Here is a 25,387-nt window from a genome sequence, read left to right as displayed (position 1 = left end):
TGATGCAATGATTAGAACCCTGGTGAGCGTTGGAACTTGATCTGGGGATCACCCATAGGTTTTTGATCTTAGGGCTACAAAGTCCTTTTTATTGACCGCGAGCCAGCAGATCTTCACTTTTTCACATGATAATTGGATATGCAATATCTGAAAGGTGTTCAAAATGCGTCTCTGAGTTCTATGATATTTACTTGTTAGATCTAACCCTTGATCGATCAATTCCCCTTCTCTGGCAAGAATGCTACCTTCAATGATCTGCAAACAATAGGAAGATAGGGGCGGTCTGACCCATAGAATAATGAAGATAAAGACCGTGCAATTTTAATCTGTATCAATAAAGTCATCGAGATTGCAATTTTTCTTCTTCTTTATCGTAGGGTCCTTAGATGAATTTGAAAATGGTCCTGGACCATTTTCCATGCTGGGTCCGGTCCCTTCATTAGAGATCTCATAAGTATCTGATGTGAACAGGTCCAATGTTGTTCCTGACGGCTTCGACGGCTGCTCATATACATCTGCCGTTTCCTCATCGTCCCCGAGAGAATCGAGGTCGATCTCCACATTTGTCTCTGCATTCCCAAAGACCGATCTTATGCTCTCCTCAATTATACCTACTCTTTGCTGTATGTAATTTGAAATGTCAAAATCTGCACCTATTTTCTTTGCCACGGCCAAATACTTCTTTACGCTGGCCTCATGCACAGTGAGCGTAAGGTTGTTCCCACAATAGCAATGGCCGCTCAAGGGCACGCGTCTATATTTTGCCCCACACTTTGTACATCGGACCGATTGACTTGAAAAGCTTCCGAGGTTGCCGATGAGGTCGGGTAGAAGATGCTTTGATATGATCCTTTTTGCCACGTCCCTTTCATCTACCGCCCTGATCATCTTGGCCAGCTTTAGCTGGGACCGCATTTTCATGGTCATCGAGCCGAGGGTCTTGTAGGCCGACTCGACAGGACCCTCTGAGATATCCTTGGTATCATGCGTGAAACCGAATCCCTCATACTGAAGGAGCGACCTGACCCTGTCAGCCACCAGGTCCATTGAGCTCTGTATATCTTTCGGATGTTTCATTTCCATCGTTGCCCTGTAGAATTCAAGAGGGTACTCCCAAAGGAGGTCTATATTGTGAGCCTCCTTGTCTATCTCATTGGGGTCCAGCCTTATTGCCAATACCAACGGGGCGTCCATCAATCCTCCTCTGGAATCTGGAAGATAGGACCTAGAAAAGTTCAACAGTCCGTCCATTAGGAGCATGACGCTGTCCTCGTCCCCATCGGCGTTCCTTCTTTTGGCCGCGTGGAAGAAGGGATGTCCATAACACACGCTTGAGCTGGTGAACCCGATTATCCGGCACAGGATACCTCCAGAGGTATGGGGGGCAAGACCTATCGCCAGATGACCTATCAGGTCCTCCCTCGTCCGAGCATTATAGAACCTTTCCATATGATAAAATTTGACAAGAAGGTCGTCGATGAACCTAGAGACTTTGACCAGGAAGTCCCCACAGGAGGTCGATGGCACTATATCCTGAACCTTGAGCTCACAGACCTGATCACCACTGACAAGAGGATTGTCGTGAACATCCTTCTCATAGCCAAGCTCGCGTGCCTTCTCGACCGAGAGGCCTATCTCCATAGGTCTGAAATGTGTGAGGGGCACGTCTGTGAGGTCGAACCTTATTGTCCCGTCCTTGTTGACAAAGATGTCGTACTTCCTACGCAATATGCCCTTCTCCAAGGGTTCTGGCGTCTTGTTCTTTGATATCAATCCCTCGACGCACTTTATCTTGGACGGGGGCGTGTTCTCCCCTAGATTATCGAGCGCCTCTTGGAACATCTTGGCAATAGGGACCGAAATCACATCTGGTTGGTCCCTTACCAGAGTATGACGCCCGCATTCGCATCGGCAGGCGATCGTGTTAGAGTTCTCACATTCCGGACACGTCCTGACACCGATCTGGACCTTGATCGTTCTGCTCTCCACGGCCTTATCTAGGAGCCTTTGCGGCCCTCCATTCTTACCAACCGGGAATAATACGTGGGGCGGAGGTTTCATGCGTCTTTCCTTCGCCTTCTCCGGCCGGGCCATCCTTGACCCTATCCTGGTGACCGCCTTTGGACGGACCGTCAGGCCCAAAGCACCAGATACTGCGGCTATTGAGGAGGTCCCCTCCAACGGTGCAGACCTTACCAGTCTGCCATCGACGACCTTAAGACCGAGCCCCTCCACCAGAGGCATTGCATAATGGTCAAGGACGAACGACCCATCTTTCCAATAATGAAGGGCACCAAGATTCTCAAGCGTCCTCTTAGCATCCTGCCCTGGCCTCAGAAAGAGCTTCCCGTTCAAGAACGAGCCGTTGATGACCATATCATCCCTCAAGGTTATGAGCTCTGGAAGTGGAATGTCATGCCAGAACAGGTTGTATCTTGGATGGAGCGGGACGCCGTATGTCCGGGACAGTTCCTTCGCCCTCTCATAGGATGGCTCCCTCCAATCGACAGGGAGCTCGCCTTTGGTCGCTTCTAGAAGCTCCTGCTTATACCATTCTAACGCATAAGCGCCCTGGACAAGGACATGGTTGTTCTCAACGAACTCCCCAAAGGGGAGCAGGACCTCCCCCAGGTCCACGATCTCCTTTATCCTTTCTTTTACAGCGAGCACATCCTGCACAGAGTTGGTCTGGACGAGCGAGCCATCTTCCAACAGGAGAATTGGACCCTCGATCTCGGTGCATGGAGTGACCGCCCCGGCCTTCCCTGGCCTCTCGATCTTTATCTGTGTCCCGATCGCCAAGAATGAATCCAACGCATACATTGTCGCTGGGTTGATGGCCAGGGCAGCGAGCCCTGTTGTCCGGCCCCTGCCATAACGGAGCCTGAATCCTCCTGGTCTCGAAGGATGGCTGAAAGCTGGACGCCCGGCCACGATGTCCTCTAGATACTTGTAACTTGGAGCGACCTTTTTTGGGTCTTTCTCGCCAGTACCTTTTTTCTTTCTAAGGTATTCAGATATGAACTCCCAGCCATCGATGCCGAGCTTCTTGACATGCTTCTCGAGCTTTGGTGCCTTCTGGCAGAGGCCCTCCGCGATGACCAGGCACACCCCTCCCCTTACGAAATTTGTCTTAATGCGTGGAAGGTTCCTGAAACCAGTTATCTCCACGTCCTCCGTCTTCTCCCCATCGATGCACACGGGACAGTTCTTGTATATCAGCTCGATCTCTTCATTGGTCGGAAGATACTGTAGATGCTGGCACCTTTTATAGAGAGGTATCTCTTCCTTTAGCCGTTCCACCTCGCCATGCTCAGGTCTGTAGACGCCCAGATCGAACTCCCTTCGAACGATATCGGCGATGAGGACGCTCATGGCCTGGCCTGTGCCTCCGGCCGCCCTTATGGGACCATTGAAAAAGAGTGAGACGTATTCGGAGCCGTCCGCGTTCTTCCCGATCTTGACGCCGCCTATGCCGACTATAGGGGCCACCAATATCCCCTCGGTCAAAACTGACAGTCCGACCCTTATCGCTCGGTCGATCGCTTCCTCCCTTGTCTTAGAGGGCCATTTGGCCACCTCCTTGGCCACCAATAAGGAGACCTCTTCCCTGCTTTCATGCCTTGCGCTCAGTTCACGGATGATGTCTGCAACACCATCCACCTGCCATTGTGAAAGCTGTTCCTCTACCCGGGCTGCCAGGTCCTCTGCTCTTGGGATCTCCACAAAGGTCTCCGGATCGTGCCCCACCTCCCTCGCCCTTGTAGCGATCTCGTAGCACCTGTCGGTCTCCGTGAACAACCTCTGGAAGTACCTCCTCATATCATCGCTGCAGGCCAGCTCTCTCATTCAATTCCCCTGCCATTCATAAGGGCCGACTATTTGAAATTCGATCGATCGGCTCGGACAATAAGGAATCCTTTTCATTCTCCTTGAAGAATACCATGATCTCCTCAAGCAGCTCAGGAATTCCTTCTCCCGACAAGGCTGATATTTTTCTCCTGTCGCTATCGGTCCTGAGGATGTCCGCTTTGTTCTCTACCACCAACAGGTGCACATCAGGAAAATTTTGCTTTACGGAGGCGAGCAATCTTTCCTGCTGCTCCAAGGTGTATCCTGCTGTCCCAGTAGGGTCGATAACGAACACTATCAGATCGGCCAGATATTTCAAGGCAAGGATCGCTTGGAGCTCTATTGAATTCCGTTCTTCGAGCGGACGGTCCAAGAGCCCAGGGGTATCGATCACCTGGAATTTCCTCCATCCAACGGTCTTGTGTCCGATGCATATACCTTGGGTGGTGAATGGATATGGGGCTATCTTCGGCTTGGCTGTAGATATCCTCTCAACAAGCTGGCTCTTCCCGACGTTAGGGAATCCCGCGATGACCATGGTCGGGATCTCCTCGTCGACCAATGGGATCTTTCGGAGCTCCTCTCTCGCCTTGGCCAGAGTCTTTAGATGGGGTTCCATCCTCCAAACTATCGAAGAAGTGCGCCCATAGAATTCTTTTCTGGCAGAATCTAGCTCGTCGAGGTCCCTCGCGGCCTTGATCCTCCTGTCATACTCCTTCCTAAGTTCCTGGACCTTTTCCGCCCCCCATTCAAGCTTAGACAGCGACCTCTTCAACTGGTCCATGTCGATGAGGACGCACATTAGTTCGACCGTGAATCCCTCCCTCTTGTTCACGCTTGGAAAGGCCCTGTTGTAATTAAGGAGGATAGAATGCACTATGTCCCCCGCCGCATTGACCCTTGCCGTGGATTTGTTCTTGATCATGTCGAACTTTGAATCACCGGTGGCATCAATCTTTGAAACTCGGAGGAACGCTTTGTCTAGTATCTCCTGTGGCATCATTATTGTCGGAAGCCTCTTTCTAAAGTTCAACACGGGAAGAAGGTTAAGCGCAGGGGGGTAATAATAAATCCCATCAAACGCTACCTTTGGCCAATGTATGAAGTGTCCTTTGAACTTGTCCTGGGCAAAAATGGTAATAAGATATTGGACCTCGGAGGTGCAAAGATCTTAGATCTGGTCAGAAGAATCGGCACCTTGTCTGGGATGGCAAAAAGGATGGGGATGGGCGAGGGAGAACTGGTAGGCATAATAGGCTCTCTCAATGGATCTCAGGAAGGGCAGCTTATACGACTCGAGGGGGATGCTGTCTATTTGACAGAGGTGGGGGATGAGCTGCTCTCGGTCTACCATATTCGGGAAAAAGTGCTGCGGGCACAGGTGGAACATCTGTGGAAGAAGCCTTGGCTGACAACGGACGGGGTCATCCTCAAAGATGAAAAGGTCGTCCTAATAAAAAGGGGGAAAGAGCCTTTCAAGGGGCTTTGGGCTCTTCCAGGAGGCATCGTGGAATATGGTGAGAGGGTCGAGGACTGTGTCGTCCGTGAGGTGAGAGAGGAGACCGGACTGCAAACCAGAGTATTGGGCATCAGTGGTGTCTATTCTGATCCTGAAAGGGACCCCAGGGGACACTTTGTCACCATCGCGTTCAATCTGGAGGTGACGGGCGGAGACCTAAGGGCAGGAGACGATGCAGCTGGAGTAGGTCTGCATGACCCGCTATCACTTCCAGATATGGCAGCTGACCATAGAGAGATCATCGAGGATGCACTGAGGCAGAGGGGCCACCTGTCTCGAGGAAAACACTTAAAGAAGTCCGGAAAGATATTATAGGGCAATGTCCCAGGACGACCTAGATCAAAAGATCCTTGAGATCCTGCAAAAGAATGGGAAGCTGACCAATGAGGAGATTGGAAAGCTTCTAGGTCGATCCCCGTCCACCATACGGGACAGGATCAAGAGGATGGAGGAGGACCGCACGATCATTGGTTATTCAGCGGTCGTCGACGAGGCCAGGGTAGGTATAGGGGCTGATGCTTACATACTAGCCGATCTGCCCCCTGAGAAAGAAATGAACGCGATGAGCGGATTGCTGGACATCGAGAATGTGACCGAGGTCATCCATACTACAGGGGAAAGGAGGTTCATGTTCCGAGTGATGGCCGAGAACGACTCGGAGCTCTTGTCCTTGGTCGATAGAAAAATAAGACCGCTCGGTTTCGAGAACCTGGAGATAATGAGGGTCCTCGACCATGTCATAAGGAACCCAGGAATCTGAGATGGCTTTCAATAATCTAGGATTGTACTGAGGTCAAATTATTATCGTTCCTCGGCGATGGGCCTCCCGATGGAGTCGGCCGCGCTCTTGGCGATGTTGGTCTTCGTACCTACTTACTTATTGATATCGGTCAGGAATCTTAAGTTCATCGTCCTTGAAAGGTATGCGGTGGTGCTATTCGGGGCGGCGATGATGGTCCTGCTCGGTGTGGTTACGGCCATGGACGCCCTGGAAGCGGTTGATATTGATACGCTTGCTCTGCTCCTTGGAATGATGCTCATGGTGGTAGGGCTCGAGCTATGTGGTTTCTTTGACCAGGTCGCAATTCAGATGATAAAGCGTTCTCGGACAAGGATCAGACTTCTTGCCATCGAGATGGGGGTCACCGCCGTCCTCTCCGCCCTGATATTGAATGACACCGTCGTCCTTCTGTTCACCCCCATCGTGGTAAAGACCTGCTTGGCCATAAGATCCGATCCGGTGCCTTATTTGATCGGTGAGGCCGTTGCTGCGAACATTGGGAGCGTGGCGACCCCTGTAGGCAATCCACAGAATGCCTTTATCGCCGTACGCTCAGGATTGACGTTCAACACGTTCTTCGTTGAACTGGCGCCTGTCGCGGTCGTCTCATTGATCATCGCGATCTTGATCGTCTTCCTTCTCTTTCGAAAGGAGTTCGTCAATGCGGGATGTTGCGGCATCGGTCTAAGGGATGGCAAATTGATCGATTGCCAAATGGCTTTGAAAGATCTTTGTGGCAAAAAGATGAACAAGACAGTCTATGTGGTCCTGAGCATACTGACCTTGGTCTTAGTGGGATTTGTGCTCTCGAGCGAGATCGGTCTTCCTCTGTCGGTCATCGCCATCGTCGGTGGCTCGGCAGTGTTGTTCCTCCTTCCCCTTTTCAATCACGAGGTCACGGCTGGTACGATCGTACGAAAGGTCGATTGGACCCTTCTGTTATTTTTCATTGGTCTCTTCGTTCTCTTGAGGGGAGTATCGGAGTCGGGCCTTCTCGATGAGATGATGTCCTTGTTCCAATGCCTCACCGGCGATGGACTGGACGATATTGTTGGCCTTACCATCTTTTCTGCCCTGCTGTCGAACCTTGTCAGTAACGTGCCGGCCGTAATGTTGCTCTCACCGTTCGTTTCCAACCTTTCAAGCGGGGACCTTTGGCTTGCCCTTGCGGCCAGCTCGACGCTAGCTGGTAATGCGACCATCCTTGGTGCAGCGGCCAATGTGATAGTGGTCGAAAAGGCAAATGCAGAGGGCGTTGAGATCGGTCTGAAGGACTTCATGAGAGCTGGAGTACCGATAACTTTCCTGACGCTCATGATATCGGTCCTTTTCCTAGGTCTGTGACCTGGAGAGGATGTACGAACGTACGATGGAGCATGTGAATTGACCTAAATAGGATAGTAATTTCCTTTATAGGCAATAAGTGCTAAATACTCTCAATCTGATGTGAACGGCCATGGAACTAGAATTCGGGATCTCGCTCGCGTTCGTCATCATCGGGGTATTGCTGCTAATAGCGGAACTGTCATCCCCGGGTGCGTTCCTTCTAGTGCCTGGTACGGTATTGATCGTGCTTGGTTTCATCGGAATGCTGGCACCTGATTTTCTGTTCTCCATCTATTCCCCGATAGTGACCGTTGTGGTGATCGTGCCTTTGACATACGTGACGATAAAACTATATCAAAGGTTAGCACCACCTGCGCCCCCAGAAACGACCGTCGCGACATCTCTGGTCGGTCAGGAAGGTATCGTCACCCAGGAGGTAAGGCCAAATACCTTGTCAGGAAAGGTGAAGATCAAGAACGAGACCTGGAGCGCGACCGCGGACCATCCCATAGCGAAGGGGACCAAGGTGGTCGTTTTGAAAAGCGAGGGGGTCCATGTGACGGTAGGGGAGAAGAAGTGAGGTCAAGGAGGAGGTCTGAAGAATGGACGTATTGATAATCGCATTGCTGGTCCTTGTGATCGTTGCCGCATTGCTGATAGCGGTCAATGGGATCAAGATCGTAAGGCCATATGAACAGGCTGTCTACATGAGGCTGGGGAGATATGTTAGGACATTGAACCAAGGGTTCAACTTTGTCACGCCCCTCATCAACGAAGTGGTCAAGATCGACCTGAGAACGCAGGTGCTGGATGTCCCCAGGCAAGAGGTCATTACAAAAGACAATTCACCAGTCAATGTTGACGCGATCATTTATATCAAGGTCATCGACCCGGGCAAGGCCTTCTTCGAGGTCACTGACTATAGGGCAGCCACGGTTTATCTGGCACAGACTACCCTGAAGTCCATCATAGGTGACATGGACCTGGATGAGATACTTTCGAACAGGGAGAAGATAAACCTCCGCCTGAGGGATATACTTGATGAGGCCACCGACAAGTGGGGTGTGAAGGTCGATGCGGTCGAGATCAGGGAGGTCGACCCCGCCCCGAAGGTCAAGCAGGCTATGGAGGAGCAGACCTCGGCCGAGAGGCTCAGACGTGCGGCGATCTTGAAGGCGGATGGTTCCAAGACCGCTGCGATCTTAAATGCTGAAGGTGAGAAGAGGGCCAGGATATTGCAGGCCGAGGGCATTAGGCAGTCGAAGGTGCTTGAGGCAGAAGGCGAGAGGCTGGCGATCATATTGCAGAGCCAAGGTGAGGCTCAGCGCCTAAGGATACTTTCAGTTGGCGCGTACTCCTTAGACTCAAGGGCTCTGACCGTTCTATCGCTCGACACCATGAAGGCATTGGGCCAGGGGGCGTCCACCAAGTGGATACTTCCATTTGAGGTCACAAAGCTCTTGGAAGGTGTGTCAGAGTATCTAGGCGTATCTGCCAAGATGCCTGAGAAGCATGTGACCACCAAGGAGGAGATCACTGCGATGGTGGGATCCCCCGATGATATCCTGGGCAGAATACCCACTCCTGACGAGCTGAGGCGCGACCTCAAAGCGGTCGAGGCGGACATGCAAAAGGAGCAGATAATGGCCGAGCAGGTCCGCGAGCTGGTATCTAAGAAGAGAGTGCCTGAGGACGTTGTCAGGTAAACATACCATCAAACCATTTCTCATCATTTTCTCAATTCTTTATCTTTTTTCTGAAAACATATGCAACAAGGACGGTCGCGGTCAACATCGTCAACGCGAAAACATAAGGCTGCCATGTAGGGTCTGTTATATTATTATTATATCCTCCAGAGGCCAACCAGACAGTTACTCCTGTGATCACCCTGACTTGAGAATAAAGTCTCTCCGTGGAATGCCAATAATCATGATCTTTAGGATCAGGTGTGTCAAAGATGGTATGTATCAGCCCGATCTGTCCATCCTCATTTTCATAAATGGTGAGAGGTGAAGAGAAGACGGTGTACGAGTTAGGAACTGACTTTGAGGTCGTGAGGCTGAAGCTCCTCCTCCAATTGTCCCAAATAAGACCTACCGTATATCCTGGCACGGCGAACGACATGTGGTCCGATTTGATGCTCCCTCCGTCGAGTAATGTCACTCCTTCTTCCTCAGCGACCTCGATGAACTTCTTATCTATACCCATCCTAGCATCTGGGTATGCCCCTGATAGCCTCATGACCTTCCCGCCTATACTGTCCAGGTTGATCACGCTCTTGATATTGCCAAGCTCGTGCGAAGTGGCATATCTTGTCGAGCCGACATAACCGAGCTCCTCTCCAGAGAAGGCTATGAACATCAATGTGATGTCGGGTCTCCAAATGTTCTCATCATAGGCTCGTTTCATGATATGCGCCATCTCTATCAATGCAGCAACCCCTGCAGCATTGTCAATATAGCCAGTGCACATCACGCTGTCATAATGCGCAGTGATCAGCACCTGACCGACCCTATCCTTTGTTCCTTCGATCTTAGCCACTATGTTCTCTTGAGCTCCTTGATATATGATCGAGTCGACCCTCATATCAGCCAGACCGCCCCCCTGGTCCACGATCTCCCTCAGGAATACGCCATCACTATAATTGACGGTCCCCGTTGGGACCTTAAGGTCCCAGAAGTAATCTCCATTGGGTGAGAGCGGCCTACCTCCTGTCGACGCCATTGACATCGCTGAAGCAAATGAGTTCCATGAATACCAATACGCGCTGATGACCGCCAGAGGCCTTCCCTCTTTCAGCTTTTCCATGAGGACCGACTCGACGTTAACGTTCCAACGTGCCTCCTGAGGGATTATCGCCACGCGACCGGTGATATTATAGCTGTCCCAGAACTTGTATGGAATATCTCGGAAGGCAAGCAGCTCTTCATATGAGACCGCCGGGGGCATGGGCAGATAGACCAGTTCGGCCACGGGCCTGCTCTGGTCGGATGGCCAGCTATAGCTATCACACGAAAAGGAGCCGACCGCCACCTTGTCGGGATCTGTTGTCCAATCTCCGTCAATGTCGACCGTCAGAGAAGGAGCGTTCTTTAGGTCCCAGTTCGTAAAGATGAACTCCTCCTTCCAGGCATCCAGGCCAGCCTGTAGGAATTGGTCAAGGATGTAATTGGCCGTCATATTGCTTCCCATCGAGCCTGCGACCCGGTATGCTGGGTAGTTTTCCGATATGTTCGCTATGTCCTCTGCGAACGCGTTCAGATGGTCTTTGTTTATCAGGTCCTTGACATCTACCCCTTCGTTGGAGGCGGGAATGGGCGTTTTGAGAGATGATGCCAATGGGGCTATCGTCGAAGCCATCATGTATACAGCTAACATCATTAGTGCGATGGCCCTTTTCGGCATGATATCTTTTGATGTAGTCATTCACCGCTATATGAACATGCATCCGTCGGGATATGGGTGCATCGATGCTCTCTTCGAGCGTATGATCTGCTTCGACAATGGATCTGACACTAAGGTGATCGATCTCACGTTGTGAAATTTTCATCGCAATGACAATACTCCAGTTCCTGTAGACCGGTCTTGATCGATATGATCAAAAGACCCTCTGAAAGTAGGTGTCGATGGCCATGGACTCGTAGATGGTGGGGTGCCCGCTGTCGTATCTTTTGAACGGATCTGGCGGACCGGGCTTCAGGCGTCCTCGACCGCCATCGGGTGATCCGTCAATCCATCCTTGTTTGTCATAAAGGAGAGCGGATCTCAATACTTTCATCGATGTGCTCTCAAATAGAGATGATCATGGCCTTATTCTCTCATCGGCAGATTTCACCGACGAACCGATAAATATTGAGATAGATGGTCATTGCATATTTTATTATTTTAATATATTTAATATAATAATATAATAATATGATTCCTCAGATTGGAAGGTCCATCGGAAGATCCAAATGCGCCTTATATAACTCAAAATTGGGATGAATGGTGGACGGATCGGGATTTGAACCCGAGACCTTCTGATTGCAAATCAGACGATCTTCCAGTCTGATCTATCCGCCCGTTTGAGACTCGTAATGCCATAATGGATTTAAGGATTTCCCATTTGACCTGATGATGATGGGTTATAGGTTCTGCCAAGTAGTTTAAAATGGGTCTTGTGAAAAATCTCTGCTCATCAGCTCGGATGCCTTTCCAAACGACCTCGTCATTCAGTCATTTTAGTATGCTCAACGCCAATTTGCTCATAAGGTCCCCCGCAGATGAATGTGGAGGCTGGGACATGTCTTTTCAATATAATTTTATGATTTCATTAATAAAAAATAATAGGAGCGCTGGGCGTAGTTATGGTGGTCCGTTTTGTCAATTTTGGAGGGGGATTGATGGCCTTTCCATACTGAATGGCAATTGGTCAAATCCTCTGTATCATATTATCTTGAAATCGCCCCTTCGTCAGCACTGCCAACGAGCTTTCTATACTTACCAAGGACGCCTCTGGGATGTCTGTCGACCGGTTCTATTGAATCAAGCCTCTGCTTCAGCTCTGCATCGGATATGAGAAGTTCCAATCTCCTTCCTGGTATGTCTATTGATATTTTATCGCCATCCTTGACCGCGGCAATAGGTCCCTTGTCAAAGGCCTCTGGACAGACATGGCCCACGCAAGGTCCTCTTGTCGCCCCCGAGAACCTCCCATCAGTTATGAGCGCCACAGAGTCGGAGAGGCCCATGCCAGATGTCAGGCTCGTCGGACCTAACATCTCTGGCATTCCTGGCCCGCCTTTTGGCCCCTCGTACCTTATGACGATCACATCTCCCGCCTCTATCTCCTTTTTCATGATGGCTGAGGTCGCATCGTCCTCCGAATCGAACACCCTTGCCTTTCCCGTGAACCTCATCATTTTATCGCTGACCGCGGCCTGCTTGATGACAGACCCTTTTGGAGCAAGATTGCCATACAGCACCGCAATTCCGCCTTCCTTATGGAACGGGTCACTGATCGGCCTGATTATCTCATCATCGTGGACCCTTGCAGAAAAGGCGATTTTCTTGACGCTCGGCCCGGTCACGGTCGCCTCATCGTACAATAGGTCCCTTAGACGATGCATTATTCCAGGAATGCCTCCCGCTCTATCAAGGTCTCCCATTGAATAAGGTCCAGAGGGCCTGATGCTTGTAAGGTGGGGGATCTTCCTTGATATCTCATCAAAGTCCTTGAGCGATATATCCACCTCGAACTCTTTGGCAATGGCAGGCAAGTGCAAGGCTGTGTTTGTCGATCCTCCGATGGCCATATCGACCATTATCGCATTGAGGAAGGAACGCCTTGTCGCGATAGACCTCGGTCCTTTTTCGGTCCTGGCAAGCTCGACCGCCTTCCTCCCTGTCTGTCTGGCCAGATCTAGCTTCCTTTTATCTGTCGCCAACATCGAGCCGCATCCCTGGAGGCTGAGACCCAGGGCCTCGGTCAGGCATGCCATGGTGTTCGCGGTGAAGAGCCCTGCACAGGCCCCTTCTCCAGGGCAAGCAGAGCGTTCTACATTAATAACGTCGATCTCGTCGATCTTACCGGCCTTATAAGCGCCCAGGGCCTCAAAGACGCTCTGGAGGTCCAAGGCCTTGCCTTCCCTGGTCCCGGTCTCCATCGGCCCGCCCGTCAGCATGATCGCTGGAACGTCCATGCGTCCCGCGGCCATCAACATGCCAGGAGTGATCTTGTCACAGTTTGTGATACCTACCCAACCATCAAACCTGTGAGCTTGGACCATCAGCTCACAGCAATCGGCGATGGTCTCCCTGGACACGAGGGAGAACCTCATCCCTACATGCCCCATCGCTATGCCGTCACATATGCCCGGGACCCCGAATGTGAAGGGCACCCCGCCTGCCTCTATGATCCCCTTCTTTACCTCTTCGACGAGCCTGTTGAGATGGATGTGTCCTGGTATGACCTCGTTCCAGGAGTTCGCTATCGCAATGAACGGCTTCCCGAAATCCTCGTCCTTCAGTCCGTCGGCCCGAAGCAGACTTCGGCTCGGGGCCTTCTCAACGCCCTTTTTGACAAGATCGCTCCTCATCTGGACCATCATCCTATGCCATAACGGGACGTTGTATCATATCCGCGATGGCAAAGTGGGGTATTCAGAACATCCGTTATCTTCTTTGCTGTCCATAAAATGGGGAAAGACTGAGTGAATATCGAGATATTCACTGAGTGTGAGATAAAAAACCGTTTACGACCTGAGCACGATCTCGATGTTCACGCCATCGGGCACCTGGATGCGCATCAGCTGCCTTAAGGCCCTCTCATCGGCGTCGAGATCGATCAAGCGCTTGTGGATCCGCATCTCCCATCGGTCCCAGGTCTCGGACCCTTCGCCATCAGGGGACTTGCGGCATGGTACCACGAGCCTCTTGGTCGGTAGCGGTATCGGTCCCCGGATGGCGACCCCCGTCCTTTGGGAGATCTGCCTGATCTGCCCGCAGACGCTGTCGACCTTCTTTGGGTCGGTCCCGCTCAATGATATCCTTGCACGCTGTGCCATTTTTATCCCTCAAAATAAAGGAAAGGGAGTGGGAAAGAGTTTACATCTCCTTCTTTTCAACATCGATGCACATACCGGCAGCGACGGTCTGGCCCATGTCGCGGATGGCGAACCTCCCAAGCTGCGGGAAGTCCTTGGCCTTCTCGACGACCATCGGCTTGGTCGGCTCGACCTTGACGATCGCGATATCGCCGGTCTTCAGGAAGGTCGGGTTCTCCTCCTTGACCTGACCGGTCTTGGGGTCCAACTTCTTCTGGAGCTCGACGAAGGTGCATGCGACCTGAGCGGTGTGGCAGTGGAACACCGGGGTGTAACCCACCGGAATGGCCGTGGGGTGGTTCAGGACGACTATCTGCGCAATGAAGGACTTGGCAACGGTCGGTGGGTTGTCCAGCGGACCTGCTACATCACCGCGCTTGATATCGTTCTTCGCGATACCACGGACGTTGAAACCGACGTTGTCGCCTGGCAATGCCTGGGGCAGCTGTTCATGGTGCATCTCGATCGATTTGACCTCACCGACCTTGTTGGACGGCATGAAGATGACCTTCATGTCCGGCTTAAGGATGCCGGTCTCAACACGTCCAACAGGGACGGTCCCAATACCGGTGATGGTGTAGACGTCCTGGACCGGGAGCCTGAGGGGCTTTCCCGTCTGGGGCTCTGGGACCTTGAGCTTGTTGAGCGCACCGATGAGCGTGTCTCCCTTGAACCAGCTCATCTGCTCTGCGGGCTTGATGATGTTGGCGCCCTCATAGGCGGAGATCGGGATGAACGGTACCTCTTCGATCTTGTAGCCCACTGCCTTGAGCAGGGTCTGGACCTCACCGACGACCTTGTTGAACTGGGCCTGGTCATATGCCGGCTTTATCGCGTCCATCTTGTTGACGGCGATGATCATCTGCTTCACACCAAGGGTCTTTGCCAGGAATATGTGCTCCTTGGTCTGGGCCTGAGGTCCCTCGATGGCCGAGACGACCACGATAGCGGCGTCCGCCTGGGATGTACCAGTGATCATGTTCTTGACGAAGTCACGGTGACCTGGGGCGTCAATGACCGTGAAGTAGTATTTGTCGGTGTTGAACTTCTTGTGAGAGACGTCGATGGTGACACCGCGCTCCCTCTCTTCCTTCAGGTTGTCCATGACCCATGCGAACTCGAAGGTGGCCTTTCCCTTCTCAGTCGCCTCTTTCTTGAACTTCTCGATGACGTACTTGTCGATGGCGCCGGTCTCCAAAAGGACGCGGCCGACTGTAGTGGACTTTCCGTGATCGACGTGACCGATGAACACGATGTTCATGTGGGGCTTCTCTGCCATGTTTTATCCTCCTTGACTTTTTATATCCAATGGATTTTGACTTTTTGCTCGATATTGTTCTCTGTATTTAACGGTTTTTGGCCTCACTGAGCGTAATAGTTCGCATCATATGGCTCTGGATTGAGGCCTTTGCGCTTGCGTATGTCAGCGACCACCTTCGACTGTAGTTCGGTCGGCAACCTGACGAATCCCGCGTTCTCAGTGGACCATAATGCCCGGCCCTGCGTCGCACCGCGTATCGCAGAAGCGAAACCGAACATCTCGGCCACGGGCGCCTTTGCGACGATTATCGCGTTGTCGCCCTCGGAGTTTATGTCCTCGATGGTCGCACGGCGCGACTGTAGCTCACGGGTCACATCGCCCATCATGTCCTGAGGGACGTTGATGAAGACCTTGGTGATCGGCTCCAACAGAACGCGCTCCCCGAGGCACATGGCCCCATAGATGGCAGACCTTGTTGCAGGGATGACCTGACCAGGTCCACGGTGGATGCTGTCCTCATGAAGCTTGGCATCTACCAATTTTATCTTCATCCCAGATACCTTCTCCTGGGCGAGGGGGCCGACCGTCATGGCCTCTTCGAACGCCTGTTTGCAGAGCTCTATCGTCTCGTTGAGGTTCTGTATGCCTTTGGTGGCATCGATGAACACGTTGTCATCCTTGAACGCCACGACGCCTTTTGCCTCCTCGCGGTCCATGCCAAGGTCGATGAGCTGCTTTTGTAAGGCCTTCGGGTCTTTTATCTTGCCTTCGGTCTTTATCTCACCAGCTTTGATAGCTTTGACGACCGCGTCTTCCAACGGCTCAGCGACTATAAAGAAGCGGTTGTGCTTGTTCGGCGATTTGCCTTCGAACGGCCCTCCGCTATGCTTTACGTTCTCCCTGTATACGACGATCGGCGGGGATGCCTTGATCTCGCATTTGTAATCATTGACGATGCGGTACTGGGTGACCTCAAGATGGAGCTCGCCCATGCCTGCCAAGAGGTTCTCACCGGTCTCCTGGTTGATCGTGACCTGTATCGATGGGTCGGCCTTTCCTATGGTCCTGAGAACATCGACGAGCTTAGGCAGGTCCTTCATGTGCTTGGCCTCTACTGCCACAGTGACGACAGGCTCTGTATAGTGGGTGATCTTCTCGAACGGTTCCATGTTCGGGTCAGAGCTCACGGTCGAACCAGCTATGGCATCCTTTAGTCCCGACAATGCGACTATGTTACCTGCGTCCACCTCATCGACCGGTATGCGGTCCGCGCCGACGCTGAGGGCGACGGTCTGCACCCTGTTGGGGTTCGGCATCCCCAGCACATATAGTTCCTGTCCACGCACGACCTTGCCGCTGAACAGACGCCCAACGGCGACCTCACCAGCATGGGGGTCCATGATGATCTTGGTGCACATGAAGGTGGTTGGCCCATTGGCATCGCAGTTCATCATGGCCTTGCCGACCTCGGACCCCTGGTCCCCTTTCCAGATGACAGGGATACGGATCTTCTGTGCGGTGACCGGGTCAGGCACATGGGTGATGACCATGTCCAGCAAGACCTCGTGGACCGGAGATTTCTTTGCGAGGGTCTTCTGGTCGCCGTTCTTGCAATATTCATATACGTCCTTGAAGGAGATGTTGCTCTTCTTCATGTAGGGCGCACTTATGGCCCAATTGTTATACGCGGAACCGAACGCCACGGAACCGTCCTGAACGCTGACCTGCCATTTCTTCTTCAGGTCATCCGGCAGCTGCATGGCGATGCGCTTGTTGACCTCTGTAATGATCTGGATGAAACGCTGCTGCATCTGCTCCTGGGTAACCTTGAGCTCATTGATGAGGCGGTCCACCTTGTTGATGAAGAGGACCGGCCTGACGCGCTCCTTGAGCGCCTGCCTGATGACGGTCTCGGTCTGTGGCATGATGCCTTCGACCGCACATACGAGGATTATGCATCCATCAAGTGCGCGCATGGCCCTTGTGACGTCCCCTCCGAAGTCGACATGACCAGGAGTATCGATCAAGTTGATGAGATATTCATGACCGCCATATGTGTGTACCATCGATGCGTTCGCCGCGTTTATGGTGATGCCTCGCGCCTGCTCCTGCTCATCGAAATCGAGCATGAGCTGTTTCCCTGCAAGATTCTCGGACATCATCCCTGCGCCAGCGATCAGGTTGTCAGACAGGGTCGTCTTCCCGTGGTCGATGTGCGCCGCGGTCCCGATGTTCCTGATATATTTAGGCTGGGTCATCAGATGCTGAGCCTTTGCAATATTGTCCTCTTTACGTCCCATAAGCCCACCTTGTCAATGTCAATTTTACCTGGCCGACTGGGCGACCCTCTCGACCTCTTCCTTCTTGGAGACGGCGAAGCTGTTCATGTCGTTCTTCGCCGCAAAGATGATCTCGTCGGCGAGGCACTGCTCGATGGGCTTCGTGTTCTTGAAGGAGGCCTGGATGGCTCCCTTGCAAATGTTCCTCAATGCAATATCCAAACGTCTTGACGGCGCGATGTCGACAGCCTTGGGGACCGATATCCCGCCGAACTGCAGCCTTGTGATCTCCTCACGTGGGGCTGCGTTCTCAAGTGCCTCGACAAGCACCTGCACGGGGTTGGTTTTCGTCTTGGCCTCGATGATGGCGAAGGCGTCCTTGACGGCCCTGTAGGTCTTCATCTTCTTGCCCGTGAAGACCTCTGTCCGCATCATGTTGTTCATGAGGCGCTCAACGATGTTCACCTTGGACTTGCCGAACCAGCGGTTCGCATGCTTCGCGGTGGAGTGTGGTACGATAACTGGGTTGAGGTTGATGTATTTCGCGAGCCCGCCGTCCTTTATGACTATGTCAGTGAGACCGTACTTGCCGAACACAAGTATGTTGTTGGTCTGAATGATTGGTCCTTCTGTCAATTGCTCACCTTACCGGCTTCTCTTTCCTTCCCCTGACAAGCTCGTTCAGGGAAACATTGTTGACCTGGATGACCTTGTAACGTACACCAGGGATGTCACCATAAGAACGTCCCATCCTTCCGCCGATGCCCTCAACAAGGACCTCGTCATGCTCATCGATGAAGTTGATGGCGCCATCCCCAACAGCAAAAGCGGTTATCTGGCGACCGTTCTTTATCAGCTGTATCTTGACGCATTTTCTGATGGCCGAGTTCGGCTGCTTTGCCTCGATACCTACCTTTTCAAGAACAATACCACGAGCTTGAGAAGCGCCCTCCAAAGGGTCCGACTTCTCTTTGAGCTTCAATAGCCTGCGCTTGTATGAGCTGTCACTCCATCTGAATTTCTGCCTGTCGTTTTTCAACTTTCTGGCAGTGTAAAGTCCTCTTGCCACACTTTCACCTCTATTTATCGGAAGCGAATGCCCTATTACGCATTTCCTATTTAATGCTATAGGGTTTCCGAAGCGTGTTCAGACATGATATGGCCCCTTTACGGACACATGCTCCGTAGGTCGTGGCCAGATATGTGAACACAGTGCCTCGGTCATGCCCCTCGCCTTAGGGGCAGATCGATGCCCTCAAGATATTGTCGATTAGAGGGTTATCGCGTGGTCTGTGATATCGTACATATATTTTATTCAATGCATGCACGATATCGTCCCGATCGGATGAAAGAAAAACTCGAAGAGAACGCCCAAATGAGGTTTGCCAGACAGTTGATCCTCCCACAGATCGGGGAGAAAGGTCAAAGAAAGCTAGGGGCGTCGGTCGTAAGCATATGTGGAATAGGTGGACTGGGTTCTCCTGCAGCCCAATACCTTGTGGCCGCGGGAGTGGGTGAGATAAGGCTGATCGATAAGGACCCTGTGGAGATATCAAACCTTAACAGGCAGGTCTTGCATTGGGAGGAGGATTGTGACGCTTCTTCCCCAAAGGTCGAAAGTGCTGCAAGAAAGCTCAGGAAAATGTCGAGCTCTACCAATGTGATCGTGCATAATGCGGAGATAACAGACGAAAATGTCCATGAGCTTCTCATAGGTTCAGACGTTGTCGTTGATTGTCTTGACAATTACAGCACAAGGTTCATTGTCAATCGAGCCTGTTTGTATCATCGCATACCGCTCGTGCATGCAGCCGTGGAAGGCTGGAGGGGGCAGGCGACGGTGGTCCTTGCCGGCGCAACGCCTTGCATCTCATGCCTAGTTAAGAGGGTTCCTGAGGTAGACCGACCGACCCCCATAATCGGAGCGACTGCAGGGGTCTTCGGGTGTATACAGGCCGCAGAGGCGATCAAGCTGATCGTCGATGCCGATGGTGCTTTGGTCGGGAGATTGCTTATAGGGGACCTTCTTAGCATGCACTTCGAGGTCGTAGATGTGGAGAGGGCCCCTGATTGTATCGTATGCGGACGTTGAAGGTCCGGCGCGCACTTCGGATTTCGGATCTTGAGCGATATCATTATTGAAATGTTTATCAGTAAGTGTTGCGTTATTGAATCGGGATGGGATGAGTTCGAGCCATGGCTCCGAAGAGGAGTTATTAATTGAGCGGGCAGGGATGCAGATCGAGTATGGACTGGGCGTGATAGTTCCATCCATGCTTTCTTTGATGATGTTCTCATATGTGCTCTTTGAACCTCTGTTCCCGGTATTCCTGTTCGTTGGTATCTTGGCCGCAGCATCTATGCTCTTTCCTGCAAAAAAGATCCATGAGCTCGGCTATAAATGTTGGAGCAGGGACGTCGTTTCGAGAGCGATAATAACCAGCATGCTAGGGATAATTTACATCACCGAGGTGAGCGTCTTTGCGGTCTCCATGCTGTCGATCTATGAAGGTCTGGACCCCGAAAAACCATTGACCTTTGCGGTATTCGCGACGTTGGTCATATTGCTCATCGTTGTCCTTGCGTATAATGATAGGATGAAGGAGTCCTTCGACCGGACGCATAGGAGATCGGTGAGGATGAATGCAGATTCTGCCAGAAGTAAGGTCGTGGAGATATTGAGCGGCAAAGGGCATCCTGTCATAGAAAAGGACGTCAATGGCAAGAAGCTCCTCTATCTCCCTGAGCAAAGGATATCGATACATGTCAGGCAAATGGGGGTCTCGGATGCAGAATTGTTCGTCAAGGTCGACAAAGATGGAGACCTCGCCTTGACCGCAAACCTCAGAGATCAGCTCTCTTTCGATTAAGCATCCCCTTTTGATTCGCCCCTGACCATCGCGGTCGCGATCAGATGGGAGATCCGCAAAGGCTCAGGCAGGGCTCCCAGGACCGTACAGCCCCTGATAACCCGGACCAGTTCATCGAACTCTATCCCCTCATAATCCACATGTATCGGTCTGTGCTCGGTCGACACCTCGACCAATTTCGCCCTGGATAAGATCTCCAGCCTTTGCTCCCAGTCATCGAAGTGCTTCCTAAGCGCCGCCTTCATCTCTGCCAGGTCTGGTTTATCCCTCGTTATCGTTGCAACAGGGATGCCCGTCGATGAGAAGATGTCCTGTATGTCGACGACGTTGAACCCACCTAAAGATATCCCATCGATCATTATGAGACGGACCTGTTCCTTGTATCGGGAGCCGTTGACCATTTCTATCACTGTCCGGGTCGCATCAGTTCCATCGATCTCCACCTCATCGGTCATGATGCCTTCGACATACGAAGGGCATCGTATGACCGCCCCTACTATCGGGACGATGTCGTCATAGAAATTGAAGGGCGCATCATCTATCCCTAGGACTCGCACCTGGTCCTTCACTTACATCAGCCCCAGGTGTCCAGTGACCTTATCTATATCCTTCTCTGGTGCAGGTCCGACCCCGAGGCACGTTATGGTGCCTGGAGGGAGCTCTGTGTGCCCTGCATCAGTGATCAACGAACTGATGAGGCCGGATGACTCTGCCATCTCTTTGATCTCGTAGAGCTCTTGAAGGTCCCTTGCCTTCACCACCACCTTTTTCTGTCCTTCCTCATACCAGGCATCGAACCGGTCCGGCTGTCTCTTCTTAGCGCTCAGGGCACAGTTCACCGCTGCGTGCGCGACCTGCGCCGCCATCTTGCCTGGCGAGAGCTTGATATCCTTCCTGACCACGATGACCATCTTGTGCTCCATCAGATCTGCCAGCGTGGAAGATGTCCTGACAAGTAAAAAATGATTCCCTCACACATCACCGAAGCTCAGACGGAATGCCCTTTTCAGCTCCGCCTGCTGCCTTCTTATGACCTCGTTTATGGTCCTTTCCAACTGCTCCTCCGGGATCTCAAAGCAGACCATCTCCCCACAGATGGGGCATTGGAATTCTCTTCCATCCTTACAGTCTTGAATCTTGACATCTATCAAGATAGAACAGCTTGGACATTCTAGCAGAAGGGTCTCCAGCTCAGGCATCAAGGAAGGAGTCGATAAAGTGGTATTTCATTCTTATCGAGATAGTTCCTGAATCATCATCGTGCCATTTTCCATCGATAGGTTTTATATCCAAAGTCGATACCCGAACGATGTTCGAGCTCATTAAAAGAGACGGGTTGGCCAGGATATGCAGGCTAGATACGGCACACGGGGTCCTCGAGACCCCTGCGCTCCTGCCGGTGGTCAACCCGAGATTTCAGACCATCAGGCCGAGGGAGCTCCATGATACTTTCGGCTTCGATGCAATCATCACCAATTCCTACATCATAAAAAATGATGAGGCCATGCGAAAAGAAGCGTTGGAAAAAGGTCTGCACGAGATGTTGGACTTCCCTGGTGTCATTATGACCGACTCGGGGACCTTCCAAAGCCACATGTATGGGGAGGTCAAGGTAAGGAATGATGAGATGGTCGAGTTCCAGAAGAGCATAGGGACCGACATAGGGACCGTGCTTGACATCTTCACCGAGCCTGAATGGAACTGGGAAAGGACATCAAAGGCGGTGGATGTCACCTTGGAAAGGACAAAAGAAGCGGCGGACATGAAGGGAGATATGATGCTCGCCGGCGTCGTCCAGGGATCTATTTTCCCCGACCTGAGAGAGAGGTGCGCCACCTCCCTTAGGGATATTGATGTGGACGTACATCCGATCGGTGGCGTCGTTCCGCTCATGGAGTCCTATAGATATTCTGATCTTGTCGATGTGATCATTGCATCAAAAAAAGGGCTCCCTCCCAACCGACCTGTGCATCTTTTCGGGGCCGGACATCCGATGCTGTTCTCTTTGGCCGTCCTCTTAGGGTGTGACATGTTCGATTCGGCGTCGTATGCAAAGTTCGCCAGGGACGATAGATACATGACGGTGGAGAGGACGATGCATCTGTCCGACCTGAAGGTCCTGGATTGCGATTGCCCTGCCTGCGTGGGGAGGACCGTAGACCAGATCAAGGCGATGAAACCCGCAGACCGTTGGGAGCTCATCGCCAGGCATAACCTCTACATTTCAAAGATGGAGATGGACCGTGTCAGACGAGCGGTCCTTGAGGGCAACATATGGGAACTTGCCGAACAGAGATGCCGCTCCCATCCCGCGCTCTTGGATGGGCTCAGACGATTGAAGGCCCACACCGAGTTCCTTGAAAAGTTCGAGCCGCTGAGCAGAGATGGTGCTATTTTTTATACCGGTCCAGAAACCTTGAACCGGCCCGCGATGAGCAGGGTATCAGAACGCATAAAGCAGCGTTACACGGCCCCGAAGACGGACGTCATGGTCGTATTCGAGGGTGGGGAGAAACCCTATTCCAGATATCACGCTCAGAACATGAAGGGCATCCTGGCGGTAGCTGACTCCCACTTCTATGTCATGAGCGAGTTCGGACCAGTGCCGATAGAACTGGACGAGATCTATCCCATAGCGCAATCGCTCTTCCCGGCGATACGGGACAGGGATACGTTCGAGAAGATCAGGGAGGAGATGGAAGGATTGGCGCATACCCATCATTATGGCCTCTCCTGTATGTACGATGGTGAGAGCACATGCGAAATGCTTGGCGCCCTTTCAAGGCCAAAGGTCGGATTCGACCTAGACATGTTGAGGATAAGGGCCGTCGCTGATTACCAGTTCGGAAAAGGGGCGGCGGATGCACTGTTCTCTGGAAAGGTCGAGCTGGTGAAATCCAAGAACACCGACAAGATAAGGAACGTGATCGTCGATGGAGACCATGTGGCATCCATGAGGGCAGAGGATGGGTTCTTCACATTGAGACCTCCAGGCGCAAGGAGGTTGCTGAAAGCTTTTCCTTCCCCCCGGTTGAGGGCGGTCGTTGTGAAGGATTCTGTCCCGTTCAACAGGGATGGCAAGAACGTGATGTGCGGTTTCATCGTCTGTTGCGATGACATGCTTAGACCTGGTGATGAGGTCATCATTGTTGACGATGAGGACGACCTTGTCGCGATAGGGAAGCTGATCCTGACCTCTGATGAAGCGATGAGATTCAAAAAAGGATTGGCGATAAGGGTCCGAGAAGGGGTCAAGAAAGAGGTCACTTCAGCTTGATCATGCCTTCCGCGACCTTGAGACATGTAAGAAGGTCTTCGAGGGTATGCAACATCGACATCATCGATCTTGCCTCGGCCTCGAGCCTAAGGATCTGGCCGTCGACCTCGGCCCTGGCATAAGGACCGTTGTCAAGCTCTATCGACCTTAGGACCGCTCTTGCCTCTGCCTCGTCCCGTAGGTCGATCTCTATCGTGCAGGTGACCGTCATCCCTATACCTTCATGAACTGAAGTAGCCCCGGCCAGATTCGAACTGGCGTCGCCGGCTCCAAAGGCCAGCATGATTGACCACTACACTACGGGGCTATATTGCCGCTGATGAACCTTCGAATATAAAAAAAGAATTTATCGAACGCCCTGCAAGGAGGGCCTCAAGAGTCTCCCGGATAAATGCGTGGACGCGGCAGAGGTTATCTCCACCTCAATCGTTTGTCCTATCCCTATGTCCTTCTTTGGGACCACCACTGGGATGTACTCGATACTTCTAGCAATGACCGTGTCCTTTTTCCCGACCTCGGTCACCAGCACGCGCATCGTCCTTCCTATGAACTGTGAATAGTGCTCTTTTGCAATTTCGAACCTTAGTTCGGTCATGTCTCTTGAACGGTCCTTGGATATCCTTTGAGGTACCTGCTCCTTGGCCCTTGCTGCAGGAGTCCCAGGCCTGGCTGAATACCTGGTCACGTTGACTATGTTTGGCCTTGTCCTTTTGATGATGTCCATGGACATCTCATGGTCCTCATCCGTCTCCCCGGGGAATCCTGTGATGATGTCCGTGGCAATGGTCATCGTTGGGAACCTGTCCCTGAACCTCTCGACCTGTCTCATGAAATCCGATGGGGAATAGCCACGGCCCATCTTTTTAAGGACGCTTGGGCTCCCGCTCTGCACTGGGAGATGTAGGAACTTGTACACCTTTTGCGAGGCGTACGCCTCTATCATTCTCTCAAGTATGGGTTCTAATGAATCAGGGTTCATCATTCCGACCCTTATGAAGAACTCGCCATCGATCGAGGACAATCTCCCCAATAGCTCTGGGAGGTCTGCATCCTTATCGAAACCATAACACCCGGTGTCCTGAGCTGTGACAAGTATCTCTTTTGAACCTTCCTTCAATAGCTCTGACGCGGTCGCCACCAATATCTCGATTGGTCTGCTTGAAAGATCGCCACGCGCCGCCTTTGTAAGACAATATGTGCAATTGCCCAGACAACCTTGGGATATTGGAAGTATCCCAGATATCTGGGGGATGAGCTTATTATATGAGGTGTCTCCCTTACCAAACCGCTCCATCACCTCATTTTTAAAATTACCATAATGACCCGGGTCGATTATCATTGCCTCAGGGAATTCCTTTCGAAGGGACGCTCTGCTGACAGCTGGAAGACATCCAGCGATGATCATTTTTTTACCGAGCTGATTGACCTCCCGGAGACGTTTCATGATCTTCAGCTCAGTGGGCCTGATGACAACGCACGTATTGATCAGGACAAGATCTGACTCTTCAGGGGTAAAGACCCTCATATGCCCGAGTTCGATGAGGGCCCTTACTAATTGTCTGCTTTCCCCTTGGTTCATGGTGCATCCAAAGGTCTCTTCATAGAACCGCACGCGGTGTCCTATCTGTTCCAATTATT

General features: G+C 52.0%; 22 protein-coding genes and 2 tRNA genes. 8 read left to right on the top strand and 16 right to left on the bottom strand.

Features of this window, described 5'->3' with window-relative positions:
* Positions 1 to 321: 321 nt before the first annotated feature.
* Together HPY73_08210 and HPY73_08205 are read right to left on the bottom strand one after the other, a co-directional pair.
* Positions 322 to 3,849, bottom strand: a complete 3,528-nt coding sequence (locus HPY73_08210; protein ID QLH75415.1) for a DNA polymerase II large subunit — start codon at positions 3,847 to 3,849, stop codon at positions 322 to 324.
* A gap of 16 nt (positions 3,850 to 3,865) precedes the next feature.
* Positions 3,866 to 4,888, bottom strand: a complete 1,023-nt coding sequence (locus tag HPY73_08205; protein QLH75414.1) for a 50S ribosome-binding GTPase — start codon at positions 4,886 to 4,888, stop codon at positions 3,866 to 3,868.
* Positions 4,889 to 5,077: 189 nt separating this feature from the next.
* Here HPY73_08205 and HPY73_08200 point away from each other — a divergent pair, with 189 nt between their 5' ends.
* The 5 genes from HPY73_08200 to HPY73_08180 all read left to right on the top strand — a co-directional run bounded on the left by HPY73_08200 (position 5,078) and on the right by HPY73_08180 (position 9,184).
* Complete coding sequence (locus HPY73_08200; protein ID QLH75738.1) at positions 5,078 to 5,686, top strand: NUDIX hydrolase; 609 nt, start codon at positions 5,078 to 5,080, stop codon at positions 5,684 to 5,686.
* A 4-nt stretch (positions 5,687 to 5,690) separates the two neighbouring features.
* Positions 5,691 to 6,131 (top strand): Lrp/AsnC family transcriptional regulator, encoded by a 441-nt coding sequence (locus HPY73_08195; protein ID QLH75413.1) that lies wholly within the window; start codon positions 5,691 to 5,693, stop codon positions 6,129 to 6,131.
* Positions 6,132 to 6,188: 57 nt separating this feature from the next.
* A complete protein-coding gene (locus HPY73_08190; GenBank protein ID QLH75412.1) occupies positions 6,189 to 7,496 on the top strand; it encodes a hypothetical protein in 1,308 nt (435 codons plus the stop codon).
* A 112-nt stretch (positions 7,497 to 7,608) separates the two neighbouring features.
* On the top strand, positions 7,609 to 8,058 hold the full coding sequence (locus HPY73_08185) for an NfeD family protein (GenBank protein ID QLH75411.1): 450 nt from the start codon (positions 7,609 to 7,611) through the stop codon (positions 8,056 to 8,058).
* A 22-nt stretch (positions 8,059 to 8,080) separates the two neighbouring features.
* Entirely contained in the window at positions 8,081 to 9,184 is a 1,104-nt protein-coding gene (locus HPY73_08180; protein ID QLH75410.1) for an SPFH/Band 7/PHB domain protein, read from the top strand.
* Positions 9,185 to 9,215: 31 nt separating this feature from the next.
* On the opposite strand, the gene HPY73_08175 is transcribed toward HPY73_08180, so the two are convergent.
* The 8 genes from HPY73_08175 to HPY73_08140 all read right to left on the bottom strand — a co-directional run bounded on the left by HPY73_08175 (position 9,216) and on the right by HPY73_08140 (position 18,671).
* Positions 9,216 to 10,859: a M28 family peptidase gene (locus tag HPY73_08175; protein QLH75409.1), complete on the bottom strand. Its 1,644-nt coding sequence runs from the start codon at positions 10,857 to 10,859 to the stop codon at positions 9,216 to 9,218.
* A gap of 604 nt (positions 10,860 to 11,463) precedes the next feature.
* A tRNA-Ala gene (locus HPY73_08170) sits at positions 11,464 to 11,540 on the bottom strand.
* 368 nt (positions 11,541 to 11,908) lie between these two features.
* Complete coding sequence (ilvD, locus tag HPY73_08165) at positions 11,909 to 13,555, bottom strand: dihydroxy-acid dehydratase (GenBank protein QLH75737.1); 1,647 nt, start codon at positions 13,553 to 13,555, stop codon at positions 11,909 to 11,911.
* Between the two features lie 156 nt (positions 13,556 to 13,711).
* A complete protein-coding gene (locus tag HPY73_08160; protein QLH75408.1) occupies positions 13,712 to 14,023 on the bottom strand; it encodes a 30S ribosomal protein S10 in 312 nt (103 codons plus the stop codon).
* Positions 14,024 to 14,063: 40 nt separating this feature from the next.
* Positions 14,064 to 15,341, bottom strand: coding sequence for a translation elongation factor EF-1 subunit alpha (tuf, locus tag HPY73_08155; GenBank protein QLH75407.1), 1,278 nt, complete (start codon positions 15,339 to 15,341; stop codon positions 14,064 to 14,066).
* 83 nt (positions 15,342 to 15,424) lie between these two features.
* A complete protein-coding gene (locus tag HPY73_08150) occupies positions 15,425 to 17,623 on the bottom strand; it encodes an elongation factor EF-2 (GenBank protein QLH75406.1) in 2,199 nt (732 codons plus the stop codon).
* Between the two features lie 24 nt (positions 17,624 to 17,647).
* The gene (locus HPY73_08145) at positions 17,648 to 18,205 is read right to left on the bottom strand and encodes a 30S ribosomal protein S7 (GenBank protein QLH75736.1); all 558 of its coding nucleotides are present in this window, start codon (positions 18,203 to 18,205) and stop codon (positions 17,648 to 17,650) included.
* A gap of 37 nt (positions 18,206 to 18,242) precedes the next feature.
* The gene (locus HPY73_08140) at positions 18,243 to 18,671 is read right to left on the bottom strand and encodes a 30S ribosomal protein S12 (protein ID QLH75405.1); all 429 of its coding nucleotides are present in this window, start codon (positions 18,669 to 18,671) and stop codon (positions 18,243 to 18,245) included.
* A gap of 276 nt (positions 18,672 to 18,947) precedes the next feature.
* Between HPY73_08140 and HPY73_08135 the strand changes: the two genes are divergently transcribed.
* On the top strand, positions 18,948 to 19,694 hold the full coding sequence (locus HPY73_08135) for a HesA/MoeB/ThiF family protein (protein ID QLH75404.1): 747 nt from the start codon (positions 18,948 to 18,950) through the stop codon (positions 19,692 to 19,694).
* 142 nt (positions 19,695 to 19,836) lie between these two features.
* A complete protein-coding gene (locus HPY73_08130; protein ID QLH75403.1) occupies positions 19,837 to 20,472 on the top strand; it encodes a hypothetical protein in 636 nt (211 codons plus the stop codon).
* Here the strand turns inward: HPY73_08130 and HPY73_08125 are convergent.
* From HPY73_08125 to HPY73_08115, 3 genes are read right to left on the bottom strand one after another with little or no spacing between them, the layout of a single operon-like run.
* On the bottom strand, positions 20,469 to 21,041 hold the full coding sequence (locus HPY73_08125; protein QLH75402.1) for a DUF99 family protein: 573 nt from the start codon (positions 21,039 to 21,041) through the stop codon (positions 20,469 to 20,471). The two genes, HPY73_08130 and HPY73_08125, sit on opposite strands and share 4 nt — an antisense overlap.
* On the bottom strand, positions 21,042 to 21,398 hold the full coding sequence (locus HPY73_08120) for a peptidyl-tRNA hydrolase (GenBank protein QLH75735.1): 357 nt from the start codon (positions 21,396 to 21,398) through the stop codon (positions 21,042 to 21,044).
* 45 nt (positions 21,399 to 21,443) lie between these two features.
* Positions 21,444 to 21,671, bottom strand: a complete 228-nt coding sequence (locus HPY73_08115; GenBank protein ID QLH75401.1) for a hypothetical protein — start codon at positions 21,669 to 21,671, stop codon at positions 21,444 to 21,446.
* A gap of 110 nt (positions 21,672 to 21,781) precedes the next feature.
* Here HPY73_08115 and tgtA point away from each other — a divergent pair, with 110 nt between their 5' ends.
* A complete protein-coding gene (tgtA, locus tag HPY73_08110) occupies positions 21,782 to 23,749 on the top strand; it encodes a tRNA guanosine(15) transglycosylase TgtA (protein ID QLH75400.1) in 1,968 nt (655 codons plus the stop codon).
* Here the strand turns inward: tgtA and HPY73_08105 are convergent.
* From HPY73_08105 to HPY73_08095, 3 genes are all read right to left on the bottom strand, one after another.
* Positions 23,736 to 23,960 (bottom strand): hypothetical protein, encoded by a 225-nt coding sequence (locus HPY73_08105; protein ID QLH75399.1) that lies wholly within the window; start codon positions 23,958 to 23,960, stop codon positions 23,736 to 23,738. The genes tgtA and HPY73_08105 overlap by 14 nt on opposite strands.
* A 23-nt stretch (positions 23,961 to 23,983) precedes the next feature.
* Positions 23,984 to 24,056: transfer RNA gene (locus HPY73_08100), tRNA-Gln, on the bottom strand.
* A gap of 39 nt (positions 24,057 to 24,095) precedes the next feature.
* Entirely contained in the window at positions 24,096 to 25,361 is a 1,266-nt protein-coding gene (locus tag HPY73_08095) for a tRNA (N(6)-L-threonylcarbamoyladenosine(37)-C(2))-methylthiotransferase (protein QLH75398.1), read from the bottom strand.
* Positions 25,362 to 25,387 lie beyond the last annotated feature (26 nt).

It is taken from the genome of Methanomassiliicoccales archaeon, assembly GCA_013415865.1.
Classification (GTDB): domain Archaea; phylum Thermoplasmatota; class Thermoplasmata; order Methanomassiliicoccales; family UBA472; genus MVRC01.
The sequence above is the reverse complement of the archived record's forward strand: the minus strand, read 5'-3'. Positions and strand labels throughout refer to the sequence as shown.